The 21,173-nt window shown below is 50.0% G+C and carries 18 protein-coding genes; 16 read left to right on the forward strand and 2 right to left on the reverse strand.

What is annotated here, in order from left to right:
- Nucleotides 1–66: 66 nt before the first annotated feature.
- Nucleotides 67–1,086, reverse strand: coding sequence for a sigma-70 family RNA polymerase sigma factor (locus tag MED297_RS16915; protein WP_008047087.1), 1,020 nt, complete (start codon nt 1,084–1,086; stop codon nt 67–69).
- Nucleotides 1,087–1,192: 106 nt separating this feature from the next.
- On the opposite strand from MED297_RS16915, the gene MED297_RS16920 reads away from it, so the two are divergent.
- The 16 genes from MED297_RS16920 to MED297_RS16995 all read left to right on the forward strand — a co-directional run bounded on the left by MED297_RS16920 (nt 1,193) and on the right by MED297_RS16995 (nt 18,929).
- On the forward strand, nt 1,193–1,990 hold the full coding sequence (locus MED297_RS16920) for a MerR family transcriptional regulator (protein ID WP_008047090.1): 798 nt from the start codon (nt 1,193–1,195) through the stop codon (nt 1,988–1,990).
- A 61-nt stretch (nt 1,991–2,051) separates the two neighbouring features.
- Nucleotides 2,052–3,146: a flagellar basal body P-ring protein FlgI gene (locus MED297_RS16925; protein WP_008047092.1), complete on the forward strand. Its 1,095-nt coding sequence runs from the start codon at nt 2,052–2,054 to the stop codon at nt 3,144–3,146.
- A gap of 314 nt (nt 3,147–3,460) precedes the next feature.
- Nucleotides 3,461–4,393: a flagellar assembly peptidoglycan hydrolase FlgJ gene (gene flgJ, locus MED297_RS16930; RefSeq protein WP_008047094.1), complete on the forward strand. Its 933-nt coding sequence runs from the start codon at nt 3,461–3,463 to the stop codon at nt 4,391–4,393.
- 11 nt (nt 4,394–4,404) lie between these two features.
- Nucleotides 4,405–7,482: a flagellar hook-associated protein FlgK gene (gene flgK, locus MED297_RS16935; protein WP_008047096.1), complete on the forward strand. Its 3,078-nt coding sequence runs from the start codon at nt 4,405–4,407 to the stop codon at nt 7,480–7,482.
- Between the two features lie 185 nt (nt 7,483–7,667).
- A complete protein-coding gene (flgL, locus tag MED297_RS16940; RefSeq protein WP_008047098.1) occupies nt 7,668–8,924 on the forward strand; it encodes a flagellar hook-associated protein FlgL in 1,257 nt (418 codons plus the stop codon).
- Nucleotides 8,925–9,002: 78 nt separating this feature from the next.
- A complete protein-coding gene (locus MED297_RS16945) occupies nt 9,003–9,299 on the forward strand; it encodes a hypothetical protein (protein ID WP_008047100.1) in 297 nt (98 codons plus the stop codon).
- Nucleotides 9,300–9,355: 56 nt separating this feature from the next.
- Nucleotides 9,356–10,339, forward strand: a complete 984-nt coding sequence (locus MED297_RS16950) for an NAD-dependent 4,6-dehydratase LegB (RefSeq protein ID WP_040557479.1) — start codon at nt 9,356–9,358, stop codon at nt 10,337–10,339.
- The gene (locus MED297_RS16955; RefSeq protein WP_008047104.1) at nt 10,339–11,505 is read left to right on the forward strand and encodes a LegC family aminotransferase; all 1,167 of its coding nucleotides are present in this window, start codon (nt 10,339–10,341) and stop codon (nt 11,503–11,505) included. The genes MED297_RS16950 and MED297_RS16955 overlap by 1 nt, the downstream gene beginning before the upstream one ends.
- Entirely contained in the window at nt 11,493–12,686 is a 1,194-nt protein-coding gene (gene neuC / locus MED297_RS16960; RefSeq protein ID WP_008047106.1) for a UDP-N-acetylglucosamine 2-epimerase, read from the forward strand. Before MED297_RS16955 ends, neuC begins: the two co-directional genes overlap by 13 nt.
- The gene (gene neuB / locus MED297_RS16965; protein WP_008047108.1) at nt 12,676–13,740 is read left to right on the forward strand and encodes an N-acetylneuraminate synthase; all 1,065 of its coding nucleotides are present in this window, start codon (nt 12,676–12,678) and stop codon (nt 13,738–13,740) included. The genes neuC and neuB overlap by 11 nt, the downstream gene beginning before the upstream one ends.
- On the forward strand, nt 13,724–14,320 hold the full coding sequence (locus tag MED297_RS16970; protein WP_008047110.1) for an acetyltransferase: 597 nt from the start codon (nt 13,724–13,726) through the stop codon (nt 14,318–14,320). The genes neuB and MED297_RS16970 overlap by 17 nt, the downstream gene beginning before the upstream one ends.
- 30 nt (nt 14,321–14,350) lie before the next feature.
- The gene (locus tag MED297_RS16975; protein WP_008047111.1) at nt 14,351–15,430 is read left to right on the forward strand and encodes a nucleotidyltransferase family protein; all 1,080 of its coding nucleotides are present in this window, start codon (nt 14,351–14,353) and stop codon (nt 15,428–15,430) included.
- Nucleotides 15,431–15,454: 24 nt separating this feature from the next.
- Nucleotides 15,455–16,153 (forward strand): acylneuraminate cytidylyltransferase family protein, encoded by a 699-nt coding sequence (locus MED297_RS16980; protein WP_008047112.1) that lies wholly within the window; start codon nt 15,455–15,457, stop codon nt 16,151–16,153.
- Nucleotides 16,154–16,164: 11 nt separating this feature from the next.
- The gene (locus tag MED297_RS16985; RefSeq protein ID WP_008047113.1) at nt 16,165–17,484 is read left to right on the forward strand and encodes a glutamate-1-semialdehyde 2,1-aminomutase; all 1,320 of its coding nucleotides are present in this window, start codon (nt 16,165–16,167) and stop codon (nt 17,482–17,484) included.
- A gap of 19 nt (nt 17,485–17,503) precedes the next feature.
- The gene (locus MED297_RS16990) at nt 17,504–18,265 is read left to right on the forward strand and encodes an oxidoreductase (RefSeq protein WP_008047114.1); all 762 of its coding nucleotides are present in this window, start codon (nt 17,504–17,506) and stop codon (nt 18,263–18,265) included.
- Nucleotides 18,266–18,287: 22 nt separating this feature from the next.
- Nucleotides 18,288–18,929: a hypothetical protein gene (locus MED297_RS16995; RefSeq protein WP_008047115.1), complete on the forward strand. Its 642-nt coding sequence runs from the start codon at nt 18,288–18,290 to the stop codon at nt 18,927–18,929.
- Here the strand turns inward: MED297_RS16995 and MED297_RS17000 are convergent.
- Entirely contained in the window at nt 18,923–21,034 is a 2,112-nt protein-coding gene (locus tag MED297_RS17000) for a 6-hydroxymethylpterin diphosphokinase MptE-like protein (RefSeq protein WP_083779466.1), read from the reverse strand. The two genes, MED297_RS16995 and MED297_RS17000, sit on opposite strands and share 7 nt — an antisense overlap.
- Between the last annotated feature and the right edge of the window lie 139 nt (nt 21,035–21,173).

Consider the following 21,173-nt stretch of genomic DNA (forward strand, 5'->3'; position numbering starts at 1 on the left):
AGGAGCGAGCCTGCTCGCGATCCTCTTAGCGTGGTCGGCTATTACAGCTAAAGCCGACCAACGGCTTTAATGAGTCGTTTTCTCCATCTGCGCCCTGAGAAACCCAAGCGCCTGTTTTTCCAACTGACGCACCCGTTCACGACTTAAGTTCAACTGGTCGGCAATTTCCCGGTAGCCATACTCAGCCCCCATTCCAATGCCATAACGCATGGCAAGAATCTGTTGTTCGCGGCTCGTCAGGTGAGCCAACAGCGCCTGTACCCGTTCTTGGTTATCGGATCGTTCATGCTCAGATTCCGGGCGGGCCAGATCACTGTCGAGCAAGTCCAGCGCAGAGACTTCGGAGTCATCGGACAATCGTTCATCAAGGGATTGAACCGGCGCATTCAGGCTCATCAGATGCTCGGCGGCATCGGTTGATTGATTGGACAGACGGGCGAACTCTGTCACGCTCACCGGGCGCCCTTGCTGCTGTTGAGCGCGGGCCAAGGCCCGATTGGTCCGGGCCAAATCATCCTGCACGTTGGTCGGGATGGGCACCGTTCGCGTCTGTTTTTTAATCGCCAACCGAATGTATTGCGTGATCCAGTGCGTCGCATAGGTTGAGAAGCGCAACTCTTTATCGCAGCGAAAACGTTCCAGTGCACGAACGAGCCCGAATTGCCCCTCCTGCGCCAAATCGAGCAAAGACAAACCCCGTTCGGTATGGCGATGAGCCACTTTAAATACTAGGCGAATGTTGCTTGCAATCAAAAATTCCCGAACCGATAGCCATCGCTCAAAGATCGGGTTTAAGTCCGGTTTTGATTCGAGACGCATCAGCTCGACAATGTCACTGCCGGTGGGACGACGTTCCCAGAGTACGTTTAGCCAGTCCGGACCGGATAAATCCAACGTTGTGTACTTATCCCGAAACCAGTCGGGATGATGCTCTGCGCACCCGATGACGAGGGCTTGAAAGGCCTGCTCATGCTCCCACAGGCGATCTCGCTCCGTCTCTGCCGAGAGCAGGGGGTACTGATCTGACCAGACATCATAACCTGACAGGTGTCGTTCTATTTCGATAGACAGTTCCTGCTTGGTCATACAACGACTCCTCTGAAAGTGATACAGAAGGTTCGTTTCTGTATAGAAAAAAGATCTTTTTCAGCGATTTTTCCGTACTAACTGCGACGAAATTGAGACAAAGACAATGTTTTATCGAATTGGACAGGTATCGCAGTTGTTGGGCATCAGTGAGCACGCCCTGCGGCAGTGGGCACGCCGCTACCGGATTACGGCGAGTCATCGGACAGAAGGCGGGCAGCGACTATACAGTGAGCAGGACTTGCAGCGTCTGACCTTGATCGTTCAGGGACGGGAGAAAGGTCTCCGCCTGATGGATCTGGCGCGGCTGTCCATTGCCGGACTGGCGGAAGCCGTTGGATCACAGGGCGGGGAACCCCGGGTATACTGGTCAGGACCGGCTCGGACGCGATTGCAGGCCAGTTTTGCCGACATCGAGTGGCTATCGGACGATCCTGGAGCTCAAAGCCAGGCACTTCGGGTGTTTGAAATGGACACCGTGACGGAGGACGCATTGAAAATGCTGACGCCGGTGAGTTCAGAGCAGTTGAACATTGTCATCTACCAGTACGCCAGTCGCCCGATGCAAAAGGCCATTGGCGCGCTGGGCTACGATGCTGTGACCGGCCCGGTCAATGAGGACTGGCTGACGCAGCGATTGAACAACCAGTTGGCACAAAGACAGTTTACCAATGAGGATCTTGAACGCTTTTTAACCTTCAAACCAGAGCTGGATTGCGAATGCCCGAACCACATTGCCGGCATACTGAAACAACTTCGGTCATTTGCCTATTACAGCCTGGATTGCAAAACGCAGAACGCGCAGCAAGCCTGGGTGCATCAGCAAATTTTTCGCCATATCCGAGACGCGCAACAGGATGTTGAAGCCGCCTTGCGATTGATTGCCGACGAAGAGGGGATTTAAGTCACCAGGTCTGGCCTGAGAATTGCTTTGATAGACGGTACTCCATCGTTTCGTCAATGAGATGACAGCCATGACCCGTATTTTGATTTTCACATTGTGCCTGCTCCAGTCGTTTGCGTTTGCAGATCGCATTAAAGATCTGTCAGCTGTGCAAGGGGTGCGCAATAATCAGCTGGTCGGCTATGGCCTGGTGGTCGGTCTCGACGGCTCCGGCGATAAAGCTCCGTTTACCAATCAAACGTTTCGCAACATGATGGAACAGTTCGGCATTACCATTCCGGAAGGCGAGGACCCGAAACTGGCGAACGTGGCGGCCGTGTCCGTTCACGCAACCTTGCCACCCTTTGCCAAGCCCGGTCAGGAAATTGATGTGACCGTCTCCAGCATTGGCAACAGTGACAGTCTGCGCGGTGGTAGTTTGTTGCTGACACCGTTGCGAGGCGCCGATGGCAAAGTGTACGCCGTTGCGCAGGGCAATATGATTGTCGGCGGTTTTGGCGCCGAAGGTGAAGATGGCTCTTCGATTAAAGTTAATATTCAGAGCGCAGGGCGAATACCGAATGGGGCCATTGTTGAGCGTGAAGTGCCAACGGCTTTTTCACAGGGCGATTACCTGACCTTTAACCTGCACCGGCCAGACTTCACAACGGCTAAACGTATGCAGGAGGTGATTAACGAGCTGCTCGGTCCTGACGCTGCTTACGCTGTTGATGCCGCGTCCGTTCGAGTTACAGCACCGCGCGATGCCAGCCAGCGCGTCAGTTTTCTCAGTGTGCTGGAAAACCTTGAAGTAACCCCCGGGGAAGAAGCCGCCAAAGTCATCATCAATAGCCGTACCGGAACCATCGTGGTTGGCCAACATGTGAAAATCGAACCGGTTGCGATCACGCATGGCGATTTAACGGTCACCATTCAGAATGATCTCGAAGCCGTTCAACCCGAAGGCTTGTCCGCCGGAGAAACCGTCGTCGTGCCGGACGCAGAAGTCAATGCAGAAGAAGAACAGAACCCGATGTTCCTGTTCGGTCCAACCGTCACACTCAGTGATTTGGTGGATGCGGTTAATGAAGTCGGCGCCGCACCTGGCGATCTCATGGCGATCCTGGAAGCGCTCAAGTCAGCTGGCGCGTTGAAAGCTGAGCTGATTGTGATTTAACTTTCGCGAAGAGAAGTCTGTTGAGGTTGCTCTTGTAGGAGCCAGCCTGCTGGCGAAACTGTACCCAGGTGGCACACCTTCGCGAGCAACGCTCCCTCCCACGGACTGACTCAACGGTAAGAGCCAGCTTGCTGGCGAAACCATACTCGAGCGGCACTTAGTCGCGAGCAGGCTCACTCGTACCGGTTACTTCAGTTATTCGTTTTCCTGAGATCTAAAAACTATTTCCCACCCAACTGGCACAACCTTTGTATAGTCATATTTAACGACTGTATGCCGCCAAAAAAACCGGCAAAGTTTAACCGGAGATTCCGATGTCAGCTCAAATCGATGCCGCCTTTAACTATAACGACCTTCAGGGCCTTGAGTCTCTGAAGTCGGGTGCGCGTAAAGATGACCCGGAAGCGTTGCGAGCGGTCGCGCAACAATTTGAGTCGATGTTTATGGGTCTGATCATGAAGTCCATGCGCGATGCAACGGATGTGATCAAATCCGATCTGGAAAGCAGCTATCAGACTGAGTTTTATCGTGATATGCATGACCAGCAGCTCACGCTGTCGCTGGCTCAAAACGGCGGGTTCGGCTTGGCCGATGTTCTGTATGAGCAGCTGTCACAATCGAAAAATCCAGAACCCTTTAATCCTTACACCATTAATATTAAGTCGATGGAAAATTCCATCCGCCCTCAGGTGATACCACCGCAACCCAATCATAGAAATGATGTTGAATCGCCGTCACCTGAATTGCCGGTAGCGCCAACCAGCGGTGTCGATGAGGGCTTTTCTTCGCCGCAGGATTTTATCGCCACGCTGATGCCAATCGCTGAAAAACAGGCGGATGAACTGGGCGTCGATCCCAAGGTATTGCTGGCCCAAGCTGCACTCGAAACCGGATGGGGGCAGCGGATGATTACTAAATCTGACGGCGCTAACTCGAATAACTTTTTCGGCATAAAGGCCGATCATCGTTGGGACGGTGAGTCTGCGATGACCAAGACCACCGAGTTTCTGGGCGGTAAGGCCATGACCGTATCGGCACCGTTCCGGGCTTATGCCTCTCCGGAAGACAGCTTTGCCGATTACGTGCAGTTTTTGAAACAATCAGAACGGTATCAGCCTGCATTGGCTAACGCATCAAACCCGTCTCGATATGTGCAAGCGCTTCAGGATGCCGGGTATGCGACGGACCCTGAGTACGCCAACAAAATACTGGGCATCGCCAACAGCGCCTGGTTTGACAACGCCTGAGGTCGGTTGCCATGAGTCTATTAAGTACAGCCATCACGGGAATCAAAGCGCATCAGACCGCGCTGGAAACCACAGGTCATAACATTTCCAATGCCAACACGCCCGGCTATTCGCGCCAGGAAGCGGTGATGGCCACCAATAATCCGCTGTTTCGAGGCGTGGGTTATATTGGTCAGGGTGTTAATATTTCGACCGTCCGTCGGGTGACCGATGAGTTTCTCACCATTCAATTGCGCCAGGACACCTCGACTTTCCACGATTTACAGACCTATCGGGAAAGCATCGAACAGGTCGACCGTATTCTGGCCGATGATGCGACTGGGCTTCAGCCTCAGCTGGATCGTTATTTCGCCGCATTGCAAGGCGCAGCTGACAACCCGGCTTACATTCCCTCGCGTGATGTCGTTCTCGGCGAAGCGCAGGGGTTAGTGGACAGGTTTGAAACCATCTCGCGATACCTTCAGGACATCAACAGCACTTTAAACGGGCAGCTGAAAACCTCCACCGAGCAGGTAAATGCCATTGCAAAAGGCATTGCCGAGCTGAACGAGGAAATTGTTACGGCACGCGGTGATGCCGCGGCACAACCGCCCAACGACCTTTACGATAAACGGGATGAACTGGTTCGTCAGCTGTCAGAGTTGGTCGAAGTCGACGTGGTAAAAGTGGGTGAAACCTACAACATCGCCATAGGCAATGGACAGCCTCTGGTACTGAAATACGACGCGAATCGCCTGGAAGCAACCCCCAGTCTGGAAGACCCGAACCGGTATGGCATTCGTTATACCAGTAAGACTGAAAACCTCGACATTACCGACAACATCACCGGCGGCTCCATTGGTGGGCGGCTTGAGTTTCGTTCAGAAGCCTTAGACCTGGCAGTCAATAGCCTGGGTCGACTGGCTGTCGCCTTCGTTCAGGAAACGAATGCTCAGCATAAGCAGGGGATTGACCTGGAGGGTCGGTTTGGTAACGACTTTTTCCGTGATATGAACGACCCGTCACTGACCGGTGATCGTGTATATGCCTACGGCACCAATAAACCGCCAAACGATCGTGTGTTTAATGTTACCTTCGAAAACACCAAAGAGCTGACCACCAGTGAGTACACCCTGAATTTGCCCGGCCCGGATGCGTCACGGTTTGAGGTGATTCGAAAATTCGATGGTAAGGTGGTTGAAGAGGGTGCGCTGACCGGTGATTATCCGCAGGCGATTGAGTTTGACGGGCTCAAGGTCACCTTGGAATCGGGCACCTTCCAACAGGGGGATACCTTTACCATCGCGCCATTGAGATTCGCCGCCGAAGACGTTGAGAAAATGATCCAACGTCCGGCCGAGTTGGCGCTGGCGTATCCAGTGCGCGCCGAATCCAGCTTAAGTAATGTCGGCAGTGGATACATCGACCAAGGCCAGATGCTCAGTCGGGACTCGAAAGCGTTTGCCGTTGATGGGGCATTGACGCCGCCGCTGGTGATTAAGTTTGAAAGCCCGACACGCTATTCGGTCTACGACAACTCTGACCCCGGAAGGCCGGTACCACTGGAGCCGCCGTTGGAAAATATTCCCTTTGTACCGGGTACGGCCAACACCATTTTTACAGATGATCCCGGCGAAACCATCGTCAGTTCCTGGCGGGCACGGTTACCACAAACACCCGCGATCGGAAATGGTGGACCGTCCACAGCTTACCTTTACAACGGCATTAATCCGGAACGATTTCAGTTCTTTCAAACCGATCCGGTGACCGGCAAAGAAACAGAGCTGGATCGGGTTTCGACTGGATACGGCGCATCTGCCTACGAAATTGCTGAGGAACTGAACCTGGTTGAGGGCGTCACAGCAAGAGCCTATACCGAAGTACAGCTCAGTAATTTCAGTAACTCAACGGATACCTCGGGTGCGCCAACTTACAACCCGCATAACCCGATGGAAGTCTGGGTGAACGGGTTTGAGCTGACGCAGGAGATTCCGAACCAGAATCAGAACATCTACATGGACGGTTTTCCGGTTGAAGTGCCTGAAGAGATGAATCCAAACTTCCTGGCGGATCGAATTAACCATCATTATGAACTGCAGCAGTTGGGGATTACTGCTAAGAGCGATGGTGAAACGCTGACCATTACCGATGAAAACGGCAATGACATCTTGGTTGAAATGCGGGGCGATAAACCGCAACCAGTGATTTCCGGAGCGCCTGTGTTGCCTCCAGGCATTCCTGGCAATGTGACGGACTACATCGATCCGGGCGATACCTTTGAAATCAGTACCGGCGAAAGCTGGTCAGTTGATCCCTTTGAGGGAAATACGAACGGTCAACTCAGTAATCTGAACGGTTATGATTTCTCCGAAGGCGGGCCGTACCGATATGAAATGTATCTGCCAGACGGTCGAACGGGGACCGTCCGATTGGATGGCATCTATGCCGATGGTGACGCCGTCAAGGCCGCCTTCGAAGAACAGATTCAAGCGCAACTGGATAGCCCGGGTCGAGCCGAGGTTGACATCGATGAGCAGGGTAACGTCAGCTACAAAGTGTTTATGCGAGTCGAAGGGACCGGCACCCAGGCGGTGTCGCGAGTCAATGTCGGAGGTCAGGTCGATGTCGTGATGGCCGATGGCATTCGGTTGGAAACCGATCCGGAAGTCGGGGGCATCTTCAATGGTGTACCAGACGCGCGCTCATCTTATATGGGGTTTCAGTTTCAAGTTGGTGGTCGTCCCGAAGCCGGCGACGAGTTCACCATTGAATGGAACGATGCGGGTGTGTCAGACAACCGAAATGCCTTAGACCTAGTGGGATTAGAAACCACTGATACCATTAATGACATCGACGGCGGGATGACCTTCACGGAATCTTATAGCCAAACGGTCGAGCAAATTGGCACCCTGACAAGCCAGGCTCAAATCCGTTCGGATGCATCACGCGCTGTTTTGGAAGGCACGCAATCTGAAGTCGATTCCGTGCAAGGCGTTAATCTGGACGAAGAAGCCGCCAGACTGATCGAGTTCCAGGTGGCTTATAACGCAAATGCCAAGGTCATCGCCGTTGCACAAGAACTGTTTGATTCGATTTTGGCGGCGTTTTAAGTTTGGGCTTCGGGCTTCGGGCTTCGGGCTTCGGGCTTCGGGCTTCGGGCTTCGAGTGTTGACGCCTAGTGCTTATTAACTAATTTTACGTGCCGTTCAGCCATTAAACTGGCAAACAATACTAGGTCGGTGCCGTAAAGCTCGCGGCTCGCAGCCAGAAGCTCGCAGTCTAAAAGGAGAACACCATGGTCGACAGAGTCTCAACCTATTGGACGTTTCAGCGTCCAGTAAATGACATGCTCCGACTGCAATCGAACCTGAACAAAACATCAGAACAGATTGCCAGCGGGAAAAAAATGCTGTCACCGGCTGATGATCCAGTGGGGGCAGCCCGTGTGCTGCAATTGGATCAGGAAATCGCACTGCTGAATCAGTACGAGAGGAACATAACCCTGCTGGACTCCCGTCTTGAGCAGGAAGAGGGCGTGCTGGATGGCGTCACCTCGGTACTGCAACGGGTTCGCGAGCTGACTGTGCAGGCGGGTAATGCCGCTGTTTATTCCGAATCAGAACGGCAGGCCATTGCTCTGGAGCTGGATGAGCGGCTTAAAGAGCTTTTCGACCTGGCCAACAGTCGGGACGGCAGCGGTGAGTATCTGTTTTCCGGTTTCCAGGGTGAAAAGCAGACCTTCGTTCAGAACCCGGGTGGTGGTTATGGTTATCAGGGGGATGAAGGCGTTCGTTTTCTGCAGATCAGTCGTACCATTACCATGGCTTCTGGCGATACGGGAAAAGACATCTTCATGGATGTACCTGCCACCGTACCATCGTTTAACAGCTATGCGAGCAATGAGAATCGAGGCAATCCACCGGGGATTATTTCTCAGGGTATTACTGTCGATCAGGAAGCATTGGATGAGTTTTTCCCGGAAAATGCGGTAATCACCTTCGAAAACCCGTTAGACGTGGACCCGCCTCGAAAGAACTACACCGTTCGTCAAAAGTCAGACGGCCGGGTCATCGACGGATTAGAAAACATTCCCTACAACTCGGGTTCTCCCATCGGGTTCGCCGGGATGAATGTCAATGTTATCGGGAATCCGGCACCGGGTGATCAATTTATCGTCGAGACCTCTCCCTCTCAGAACATGATGGTCACTGTCGAAAAGCTGACTTTTGCGCTGAACAACTACAGCACCTCGCCTGAGTTTTCTGATGTGTACGACACGGCGATTTCCAATACATTGGAAAACATCGACAATGCCTTACAGAATGTCTCTCAGGTTCGTGCCAGAATCGGTGCTCGGCTCAATACCACCGAAAATACGGCAAATCAACATGCAGATAACAAGCTGGCAGCGCAGGATATCCGGGCAGATATCCGTGATCTCGACTATGCTGAAGCGGTAAGTCGGCTGCAGCTGGAAGAGTTTATTTTGCAGGCGACCCAGCAGAGTTTTGCAACGACAACCCAATTGAACCTGTTTGATTTTATCCGCTAGGTGACGTTCAGCTCGGACAGTGTTAACGGGTTTAATGTTAGTTGTTGATAGCGATGGCAGGAGGATAGTGAGCCTAACATGCCCAACGAACTTACCCTGAAAGATCTGGATCAGGCCTTTCATCAAATCTGGCGTAACACCGCTCAAATGCCCGCATTGCTGGACAAGTGGCAGCAATTAGTCCGTGATTTTTTGGCGAAACAGACTGACGATGATAGTCAGATCAGAGAGTTTGAATCATACATGAGCCATTGGCAGTCTGTTCTTGAGGAAAATCGGGCGTTGCTGGAAAAACATCAGAAGTCTTTAAAGTCGGAGTTAGAAACGGGGACAGACAACCCGTTAAAGGCAAAAAAAGCCAAAAAATACACTTAGCATTCTAAATGATTCGGGCATAATCGGTCGTTCGAGTGGGAATAGGCGAGACGGAAGTGAAAAAGAAGGTATTGGTGACCGGCGCCGACGGTTTTATCGGCTCACATTTGGTTGAACTGCTGGTTGCGAAGGGATATCAGGTCCGAGCTTTAGCGCAATATAATTCTTTCAACTTTTGGGGTTGGCTGGAAGATCTGGATTGTCTTGACCAGGTCGAGGTTGTATGCGGTGACGTGCGAGATCCATATTTCTGCCAAACGCTGACCAAAGACATAGATTGGGTGTTTCATCTGGCCGCATTGATCGCCATTCCATACTCTTATACTGCCCCCGACAGCTATGTCGATACAAATGTTAAGGGTACTTTGAATATCTGTCAGGCGGCGTTGCACAATGGTGTTGAGCAGGTCATACACACGTCAACCAGTGAGGTTTATGGCACCGCTCAATACGTCCCTATCGATGAACAGCACCCATTACAACCGCAATCACCCTATAGCGCTTCCAAAATGAGTGGTGACCACATGGCTTTGAGCTTTTTCAATGCCTTTGGTTTGCCGGTGAGCGTGGCCCGACCTTTTAACACGTATGGACCTCGCCAGTCAGCTCGCGCGGTCATTCCCTCGGTGATCACTCAGATCGCCAGTGGTAAAAAAGTGCTGAAGCTTGGTGACTTAAGTCCAACTCGAGATTTCAATTATGTTACCGATACATGCCACGGTTTTCTCAGCATCGCTGAGGCAAAGGGTACGGAAGGTGAAATCATTAACATAGGTTCAAACTCTGAGATTTCGATTTACGATACTCTCGAGCTGATTCGTCAGATAATGCAGGCGGATGTTGCGATTCAAACTGATGAAGCCCGGTTGCGACCGGAAAAATCAGAAGTTCATCGCTTGTGGTGCGACAATCGGAAAATCAAGGAACTGACTGGTTATGTTCCCCAGCACGATCTTAAAGCCGGACTGACTAAAACCATCGAGTGGTTTTTGTTGGCCGAAAACCTGCGTCGGTATAAATCTGATTTGTATAACGTGTAATGAACTTAGCAACTGAATTTATTGAACATTTTCGTGCAGCAATACCTGAAGGCATTGTGCCCTTGCACGAACCTGAGTTTTATGGAAACGAACGCACTTATGTCTTAGATACGCTGGATTCCACCTTCGTGTCCAGCGTTGGTCGGTATGTTGATCAGTTTGAATCCGGGATGGCAGACTTTGTTGATGCAGACTATGCTGTCGCTGTAGGCAACGGCACCTTGGGTTTGCATCTTTTACTGACCGCGATGGGTGTGCGACATGGTGACGCCGTCATTACGCAATCGCTGACCTTCGTGGCTACCTGTAATGCCATTTTACAATCAGGCGCGTCGCCAATATTGCTCGATTCAGCCGAAGATTCACTTGGCTTGTGCCCTGAGCAACTGAAGTCCTATCTTACATCTGAGACTGAACGTGATCATAAAGGCGTATTGCGATCTCGTAAAACTGGTCTGAGAGTTGCTGCCATTATGCCTATGCATGTGTTTGGCATGCCGGCTAACCTGAATGCGATTCAATCCGTTGCCGACGAGTTTTTATTGCCGGTTGTTGAAGATGCTGCAGAAGCACTTGGTACTGAGTTTCAGGGGAAGCGTATTGGCCAACATACGAAAGCCAGTGTTTTCAGCTTTAACGGCAATAAAATTGTAACCACTGGTGGTGGCGGCATGATTACCACCAATGATGAAACTTTGGCACGTCGCTTAAAATCGTTGTCAACGACCGCTAAGCAAGCGCACCCTTATGAGTTTCTTCACGAGGAAACTGCTTTCAACTATCGACTTCCTAATCTTAATGCGGCCTTGGGATGTGCACAGTTGGAGGTCTTACCGGAACGACTGTCATTGAAACGTGATCTGACTCGGCACTATCAATCTTTTTTTTCTGAACGGGATGGTGAGTTATTGCTGGAACCGGATTATGGCCGTTCGAATTACTGGCTTAACAATATTCGGCTGTCGTCTTTAAAGGAGCGTGATCGGTTTTTAGAAGACACGAACCAAGCGGGCATCCAGACCCGGCCTTTATGGCGCCCCATGCACATGACTCCGTTTTTACAGCCCTGTGAACGTATGACTTGTCCTGTCGCCGAAAGAAGTTATGAACAGATAGTAAGTCTTCCAAGCAGTGCAAACCTGAGGCAGCGGCTGTGTATCGGGTAGCGTTTTTTACCGGTGGCCGAGCAGACTATGGGCTTTTGGCACCAACCGCGGCCGAATTGCAGCGCAGCGATCAGGTCGAGGTTGGTTTTATTGTCTCCGGCAATCACTTTTCGACTGTCTTTGGTGAAACCTATCGAGATATTATCGAAGATGGTTTTGACATCTGGTGTGCAGCACGTCTTTCAGATGATTCGAACACAACCGTCGCATGCCAGGTGTCTGAGACGATTCGACTCATTGATCAAAACGGTATTCTGTCCTCGGTTGATGTTTTGATAATTCTGGGGGATCGCTATGAAGCCCTCGCGGCCGCGCAAGCTGCTTTCTATGCCAGGGTGCCCATTGTTCATCTGCATGCCGGTGAGCGGACTGACGGCGCGCAAGATGATTTTATTCGGCACAGCATCTCTCAGCTGGCCAGTGTATTGGTCTGTGCGACTGAACGGTATCGGTTACGCTGCATTCAGCTGGGTTTTGCGGAACATCGGGTTCTGAAATTAGGGGCTCCCGGTCAGGACAATACTGCTCAAGTTGCTCATATAGAGCCTGCCACCTTATTATCAGGTTTCGGCATGTCCAGTTTGCCGTTTGTCCTGGTGACTGTTCACCCTGAGACTCAGCATCCGGAAAATACCGGAAAGATTCTGCCTGCGATTGAGACTGCACTGTCAGGCTTTGCGGATATGAAGGTGTTAGCAACGTATCCGAATATGGACGAAGGCTATGAAATCATCATTGATCAGTTGACCGAAATGAATAACCGGCTAGGTGATCGGATGGTCGTAGTCAAAAGTCTTGGACTGGAGCGATATATTCAGGCTGCCCGCCTCGCGACTGCGGTTGTCGGTAATTCGTCCAGTGGCATTATTGAAGTCCCCTCCTTAAATACGCCAACCATAGACATTGGTACCCGACAGGCAGGTAGGGAAGCGGCCAGCAGCGTGTTACACGTACCCATTCAGGCTGAGGCTATCCAACAAGCGTTATCAGCTGTGACAGATCCATCTTTTCGTACGGCCCCGACCCGGTTTGACAACCCATATGGCGAAGCAGGGTTCGCTCAAAGATTGTCGTACTGGCTGCTCGAAACATTGACATCTACGTCACTATTTTCAACTCCGCGAAGCTTTTCCGATCTGTCAGAGACGTTGCTGACTAAGGCGCTTTCCAATGAAGAATGATTCGGTTTTTCTGATCGCTGAAGCCGGCGTTAATCACAATGGTGATGTGGAGCTCGCTAAAGAGCTCATTGAACTGGCTGCCGCAGCGGGAGCAGATGCGATCAAGTTTCAAACTTTCATTCCCGAAGCATTGGTCACTACAACTGCTAGGAAAGCAGGCTATCAAAAGACGGCGCATGAAGAATCACAACTCGCTATGTTGCAGGCGTTAGCGCTGCCATTGCCTGTTTTCGACGAACTGAAGGCTTATGCTGATTCAAAAGCCATCGAGTTTATGTCGACTGCCTTCGAATCCGAAAGTTTAGCCTTACTTAGTCAATTGGCAGTGCGACGATATAAAATTCCATCGGGCGAACTGACCAATCTTCCGTTTCTGATTGAACATGCGGCCTTACAACAAGATCTGATACTCAGTACAGGTATGGCCACGCTTGGTGAAATAGAGCTGGCTTTAGCGAGTATCTACTGGGGTCGGGTTCAGAAAGACTATCCACCCTCGATTTCGGCATTAAGAAAGGCGTGGATAGAGCGAGATCCAAGCGTTGCCTTGAACACGACGTTATTGCACTGTACGTCTTCCTATCCTGCTGCGCCTGATACTGTGAACATTCGGGCAATGACAACGTTAGCTGAAATTTTTCAACTGCCGGTCGGCTATTCGGATCATACACAGGGGACAACTGCCTCAATTATGGCTATTGCTAAGGGGGCTCGTGTGATTGAGAAGCATGTCACCCTGGATAAAACGTTGTCCGGACCGGATCATCGGGCGTCAATGTCTCCAGCGGAGCTGCACGAATGGGTCGCGGTCTGCCGAGAGGCAGTCAGCATGCTGGGTGATGGGAATAAACAACCTCAAACCAGCGAAATGGATGTCAAACAAGCCGCTCGAAAAAGTCTGGTGGCTAAGACAGCTATCCGGAAGGGTGATGTTTTTACTTCTGAAAATCTAGCCATCAAGCGACCTGGCACGGGAAGGCCCCCGGAGGATTTATTTTCGTGTCTCAATCAAACCGCAACTCGGGATTACCTAGCCGATGAGTTTATTGAGTGATCACAAATTTGTCATATTAGGGGGTGGCGGGCATGCCTGTGTGATCGCCGATCTAATCCAATCCATTGGCTCGCAGGTCGCCGGGTTTGTGACGCCAAACGTGCCACAGGGGCAGTTGGTTTATCAAGATCTGCCATCACTCGGATCGGATGCTGAATTTGCAGCGGCTTACGCGCCCGAAAATACGCTGCTGGCATTGGGGGTTGGTGATAAAGGTCTCCGACAATCGTTGTATCAGCAATACTCGAAACAGGGGTTCGGTTTCCCTTCACTGGTTCATCCGTCGGCTTGGTTATCACCGACTGTTCAGATCGGCGAAGGTACGCAGGTAATGGCCGGGAGTATCGTGCAGGCACGATCTGTGCTTGGTATAGCTGTAATCGTCAATACTCAGGCATCTGTGGACCACGATGCCATGGTGGGTGATTTTACACACATCGCGCCAGGCGCCGTTTTATGCGGGTCAGTACAGGTTGGTACCGGAGTTCACATCGGTGCAGGCGCAACCGTTATTCAAGAGATCTCACTATCTGCCGATACATTCATTAAGGCAGGAATCTGCGTCAAACGATCGCAGTAAAACGCCCTGAGGTGAGAAGAGGCTCGAAACATGAATTATCAAGGCATCCAACAGCATTTTTTGCCGCCAACGGCGTCTGCCGAGGTCGCGGTGGAGTTGTTGAACCGGCTCAAAATCAAGCTCATTCTGGTAACCGATCATAAAGATCGATTGTTGGGTACATTAACGGACGGTGATATTCGACGTGGCCTATTGAGGCATCTGCCTCTGAATGCACCGGTCAATGAGTTCATGGAAACCCAGCCAAAAGTCTTGGGGTTGGATGGAAGTATTCGCCAGGCCAGAGCGCTCATGCTTCAGTACGGATTGAATGGTGTTCCGCAATTGGACAACGAACAGCGTGTGGTCGACCTTTTGGGTTTGAAGCCGGCCTGCCAACGTAAAGACAATGCGGTCTTCCTGATGGCAGGGGGGTTTGGTAAGCGTCTGCGTCCTCTGACGAATAATTGCCCGAAGCCGATGTTGAAGGTGGGAGATAAGCCCATATTGGAAACCATTCTTGAGCAGTTTATCGATGCTGGTTTCCATAATTTTTTTATATCGACACATTACCTCAATGAGCAGATCGAAGCGTATTTCGGCGACGGTGCCAACTACGGCGTCAGTATATCCTATATTAATGAGCAAACCCCGCTGGGAACGGCAGGTGCGATCGGTTTATTGCCCGAAAGCGCGAAACAGCTGCCGTTTTTAATGATGAACGGAGATTTGCTGACTCGGGTAAACTTTGACGAGCTGCTTGAGTACCATATGCGAGAAGGCTCTGACGTCAGTGTTGCGGTACGTGAGTATCAGATGCAGGTACCCTTTGGTGTCGTACAGCATCAGGGCTCCGTTATCTCAGACATCGTTGAAAAACCGGTTCAAAACTATTTTATTAATGCTGGTATTTATTGCATTTCACCCTCGGCCGCGTTCGCGGTGGATGGCATTAATGTCTTGGACATGCCGGACTTGATAGAAAGTCGCATTAAGCTGGGACGAAAAGTCTCGATGTTTCCGATTCATGAGTATTGGCTTGATATTGGCCAACTACCAGATTTTGAACAGGCTCAGATCGACTATTCATCGCGCTTTTCTCGTCGTCAGCTGTTGGCCGCCAGAGGGTAAACGGTGATAGGCGGACGTCAGGTGATGGCTGTCATTACCGCCAGAAGCGGTAGTAAAGGTATGCCCGGCAAAAATACAACTTTGCTGGGGAGGCGACCGCTGCTTGGATGGCCGATACAGGCTGCGCGTCGGTCGGAATATATTGATAGCGTTATCCTCTCGACTGATTCAGAAGACTACGCTGAACTTGGTCGGGAAGAGGGTGCGACCGTACCGTTTCTTCGACCGGCTGAGCTGGCAACAGATACCGCGACATCAGTTGATGTAATCAAACATGCCATTCAGGAATCGGGGATGAACCTGTCCTCGGATGACTATGTGGTATTGCTGGAACCGACCTCACCATTGACGAGTCCGGAAGTTATTGACCGAGGGTTGTCCGAGTTGGATAAAAACCGGGTCCATGCTGACGCCAGTGTCGGTATGGTTCAGGAAATCAATGCGCATCCCTCCTATTTGTTTACACTTGGTCCGGGTGACTTGCTAAAACCGACTTCTGCAGCATCAATTGGCTCGGGACTGAGGCGACAGGATTTAACCGCAGTTTATCGGCCAGAAGGTTCTTGTTACATCAGCACTGTAGGGGCACTCTTGGCAACGGAGAGCTTTTATCATGAGCGGACGATGGCCAACGTTGTCCCCGACTGGATGGCTTATGAAATTGATACGCCTTTGGATTTTGTGATTGTTGAAGCCATTGCGCGTCACCACCATTTGATTTAACAGAGGCGGTCATGTCTGATTCTTACCAACAACGACTATTGAACGTTATTCCAGGTGGTGCTCACACCTATTCTCGAGGCTTTGATCAGTTCCCCAGTAACGCACCAGACATTCTTGAGCGAGCGGAAGGCGCTTATACGTTTGATGTCGACGGTCGTCGGTATCTGGATTATGGAATGGCCTTGCGGTCGGTGGGAATTGGCTATGCCGAACCCGAAGTCAATGCCGCAGCGGCTAAGTATATGGGGTTCGGTAACAATCTGACTCGACCTTCATTAATTGAGCTGGAAGCGGCCGAACTGTTTGTGCAGGCGATACCAAGTGTGGACATGGTGAAGTTCACTAAAAATGGCTCTACTGCTGTATCCGCGGCCGTTAAACTGGCCAGGGCGGCCACAGGGCGAGAGCTTATAGCGAGATGCGTTGATCATCCGTTCTTCTCGTTTGATGACTGGTTTATCGGGTCTACCAACATCCCGAAAGGCGTTCCGCAGCCAGTGATTGATCAAACCAAAATATTCTCCTATAACCAGATTGAAACGCTGGAAGCACTCATAGATCGTTATCCGAACGACATTGCCTGCGTGGTGCTTGAAGCCAGTACGCTTGCTCATCCTGGGCCGTCTCGTGATGTCGACGGTGAAACATTTCTTCATGATGTTCAGCGTTTGTGTAAAAAACACGGTATCGTATTTGTTCTGGATGAGATGATCACCGGGTTTCGTTGGGCCGAGCAGGGCGCGCAAGACTACTATGGCATTTCACCAGACCTGTGTACCTTTGGCAAAGCCATGGCGAACGGCTTTTCGGTTGCAGCGGTTGGAGGGAAGCGCGAACTCATGCAGCTCGGGTCCATTGAGCTTGAAGGACAGGAACGGGTTTTTTTATTGTCCACAACGCATGGCGCCGAAATGTCTGGACTGGGTGCATTTGTGGCCACCTATCGATTTATGCAACAGCACGACGTGATTCCGCATTACTGGTCATATGGCGACCGTTTGATTGGTCTGTTGAATCAGGTTGCTGAAAAACAGGGTGTTGTCTCGGTTTTTCAAGCGGGGGGCGTGCCATGCAGCCCTTTTTATATGTTTCGGGACTGTTCCCAGGCGTCCTCAGCGGAACTTCGAACGCTTTTTATGCAGGAAATGTTCAAAGAGGGCGTCATGATGCCATGGATTGCGTTGTGTTATCGCATGGGCCAAGATGAGCTTGAGCTGACGGAAACAGCTGTGAGTAAAGCCTTCAGTATGGTTGCTCGAGCTATGTCAACAGGGGTGGATGGACTGCTTCAGGGGCCGGTTGTCAAACCGGTTTTTCGGACCTTTAATTGATGAAAAATGCGGTACTTGAATGAGCAAGGTTATTGTATTGACTGGCGCCGCTGGTCTGATTGGCCGTACCTTCAGTGAATACTTACTGACAAAAGACTATCGTCTGGTTCTGGCAGACATCAACGTCGATGCATTGAGGCAGCAATCCGAGTCGCTTTCTTTGAAGGGCTTTTCACAACACATCATTTGCGAGTTCGATGCGACAGATAAACTCAGCGTTGAAAGCTTGTTAGTCAGCGCAATCGATGCATTCGGGCAAGTAAACGGATTGATCAATAACATTTACCCCAGGAATCGTGAATACGGTAGATCGCTTTTTGAGGTTTCTTACGATAGCTTTACTGAGAACGTGAGTCTGAATCTGGGAGGGTATTTTTTATGCTCTCAGGTATTCGCGAAACACTTCATGGATCATGGTGGTGGTTCTATGGTTAACGTTGCCAGCATTTATGGCAGTGTTGCGCCAAAGTTTGAAATATACCAGAACACACACATGACTATGCCTGTGGAGTATTCTGTCATCAAATCGGGTGTGATTCATTTGACTCGCTACTTCGCTCGGTACCTCGCGGGACATGAGGTGCGAGTTAATTCACTGAGCCCTGGTGGCATCATCGATGGTCAACCGGATTCTTTTTTACAAGCCTACCGTTCGAAAACGTTAAACAAAGGGATGTTAGATGCACAGGATCTGTGCGGAGCCATGGAGTTTTTAGTCAGCGATCGTTCCGAATACGTCAATGGGCAAGACCTGATTGTTGATGACGGCTTCACACTATAGTGGCTCACTGATGAAAACACGTATGACGCAAACCGAACTGACCCATTACGTTGTAAAGCAGCTACAACAATTTTTTCCTGATAATAAATCTGTAACATCCGGCGTCGCCCAGGTCATTGGCGCAGCCCTAGAAAGGGTAGAGGCGTCATTTTCACGTATTAAAAGTCGTTACTATCGCCAGAATGATGACGTGTTTTTTAATCATTTGAACACGGATCACTATGCTGCTTTTCTGTATTTGTTGTCTAATGAACTCTATCGACAGAGGTTTGAACCGGTCGCTGAAAAAGTATTCGCGCTCAACAAGGCTTTACATGGACTGGATGCATTTTATGCGGTCGAACTTCCCGAGGTGTTTTTATTGGTGCATCCGTTAGGCACGGTTTTAGGTAACGCCGATTATTCGGATCGGTTAGTGGTGTATCAGAATGTGACTGTTGGATCGGATATTGATGGCATCTATCCACAATTTGGAGAAGGGTGTGTTTTATATTCCGGGGTGAGTGCGATTGGCAATGTCCAAACGGGCAGCTGCTGTGTTTTTGGTGCCAATACTTTTGTCAAAGGCGTGAAGGTACCCGATGACTCAACGGTGGTTGGCTCATACCCCGACACTAAAATAGTGTCGGGTTCAAATGAGCTGATCTCACATTATTTTTACTGATCTTCAAAGTCCTCGAACCAAGCTTCAATCTCGGGTTCGGCTTCCAGAATTGTTCGTTCCAATCTGAGGTCATTCGTTTCTGTAGACAGATAAAACGAAAAGTGATCAGGAAGTCGGTCTGCAAATCTGAGAAAATGCCGTCGGAAAATTTCTGTTTGTTCCTCGAGTGATTTTTCCGGATTGATTTGCTTTGATAATGCGTAAAAGTTGTACAACCAATACCAGATCGACCCTCGTAAAAGCATTGACAATGATCCAGACGCTTTTTTGTTTTTAACATTCACCCGGTTGATGTTTGTGAGCGCTGTATCAATCGATTGTCGGTTTGGCTTTAGTTGAGCAACTTCTTTTCGCATCTTCGCAAGTCGTTGTTCCATATCGGTTTTAATGAACTTAATAGCATCATCGAACTGCTGCCGGCTAATGGTGTGTGCGTTTTTTATCAGTTCAGCTTTAAGATCGATATCGGTTTCAGATGGCGTCCAGGCATGGATGGCATTCAGCAGGTCATCTGGTGTTCCAAATTCGGCCAGTTCTACCGTTGCCCCACGACTTAAGTTGATGATATCTTTTCGGTTGACATCTCGAAGTTTCTTTTGTGTGAAAAGATTGCAGTTGTTATAGAAGGGCGTGGTATGAATTTCACCATATTGATTTTTTTCCAGAAAGAAAGTATCGCTGGCAACGTAGTCTTTAGCCCTCTGGATTAATTCAACCTTGTCATGTTTTTCGTCAAAGTAGAATGAGGAATCTGCGTGGGTTTTACCGGATTTAGTAAAACCGAAGTCCATGCCGACCATGAACAGATTCTGAATCTTAAGATCCAGCATAACCGCAAGGGCTGCGTTAGCAGCACTCGGTGTTGCAAAGGTTACTGAATGCGTGAGATTTTCAAACGCTTCGGAAGTAGCCGTTTCCTGTTTAATATATGCGAGGCTGTGTCCGAACAGTTCCCAGGTCCGGGGGTGAATCTGTGAGGCGCCGATAATTAACGTGTCTTTAAATGCATCCCGGTCGAGCAATTTAAAGGCTCGGTATGCGACCAAGTCCGATTCAGACGTGACAACAATATCGGGTTGAATCCCCTCTTTGCTGAGAGAATAGGCCGCACTCCCTGCTGCGACAACAGTCAGGCTATCTCGGTGTTCTCGAATGATGTCAACGTAATGATTCAGCGACGGACCATTCCCGCAGATGATTACAGGTTTTGACAAACCGGAGTAATCCTGAACATTCAGTAAAGGAGTGCCGCTGGTCAGATTGTGTTTAATGTGATTCAGCTGGTTTATTTCATCGTCATAGAATCCCCAAACTGTTATGTAAGATTCAATTTCTTTATTCAACCGGTTGGCGACTTGGGTGTAGAAAGCATCGCCCTGATGAACGTAATAAACAGTTTGGATGGGCATAAAGGGAACGTTCAGGCAGATGCCATTCCATGCTGAAGCAAACGCCTGATGAATTTGGTCTTTGTTTTCGGAGTGAGAGGTGTCACCGACTGAAAACACAAATGACCGGGTGGCATCAGTGATGAAAGGCATGATGACTTCTTCCCAGTCGGTAAAGTACATACTAGCCAGGAATTTGTCCGGATTGTGCTCTACAAGTGTCACATGCCTGATATGCCGTTCTTTGACTAAAGAGGCTACATGGACACCGGCACCGCTACCGAGAAAAACAACCTGTGGTAGTTCAGAATCAAAAGAATAGGGCTTTACATTGCCTTTAACCGAACCGGCTTCTTGCAAATATCGACCAATTGAACCATGAAAAAAGCGGTTCCAGTTGTACTCGTCAGCGAACGATTGTCTCAATGGCAGGTTGGAACTGCCTGCTTGAAACGCGTTGGAAAAGGTTCGGGCTTCCTTGATGGATGTTTTATAGACATCGCCGTTGTAGATAGCCTTGTCGTTTTCGATGATTTCAAAGGTCAGGGTATTCGGGTCAATGTTGATTTTCAGGCTTTCAAGCACCCGATCTTTGAATGCATTGTAGGTGTCCGGAAAGTATTTCTGGAAAAAGGCCAGGTTTTTCGTTTTTCGGGCCGTGATTTCCGAGAGCATCTGCTGTGGTGACGTCATTTTTTTGTCCATAAACGAGTGCATCTATCAGTAAAGCACTAACTGTGCCTAGACACGCAATGGTTATTTAATACTCGGTTAGCATATAAAAAGACTAATATATATCCAAAAGATATAAAAGATTTTCAAGTCGTGGCCGTTATAGAGACTGTAAGCAAACAAC

It is taken from the genome of Reinekea blandensis MED297, from assembly GCF_000153185.1.
Lineage (GTDB): Bacteria > Pseudomonadota > Gammaproteobacteria > Pseudomonadales > Natronospirillaceae > Reinekea > Reinekea blandensis.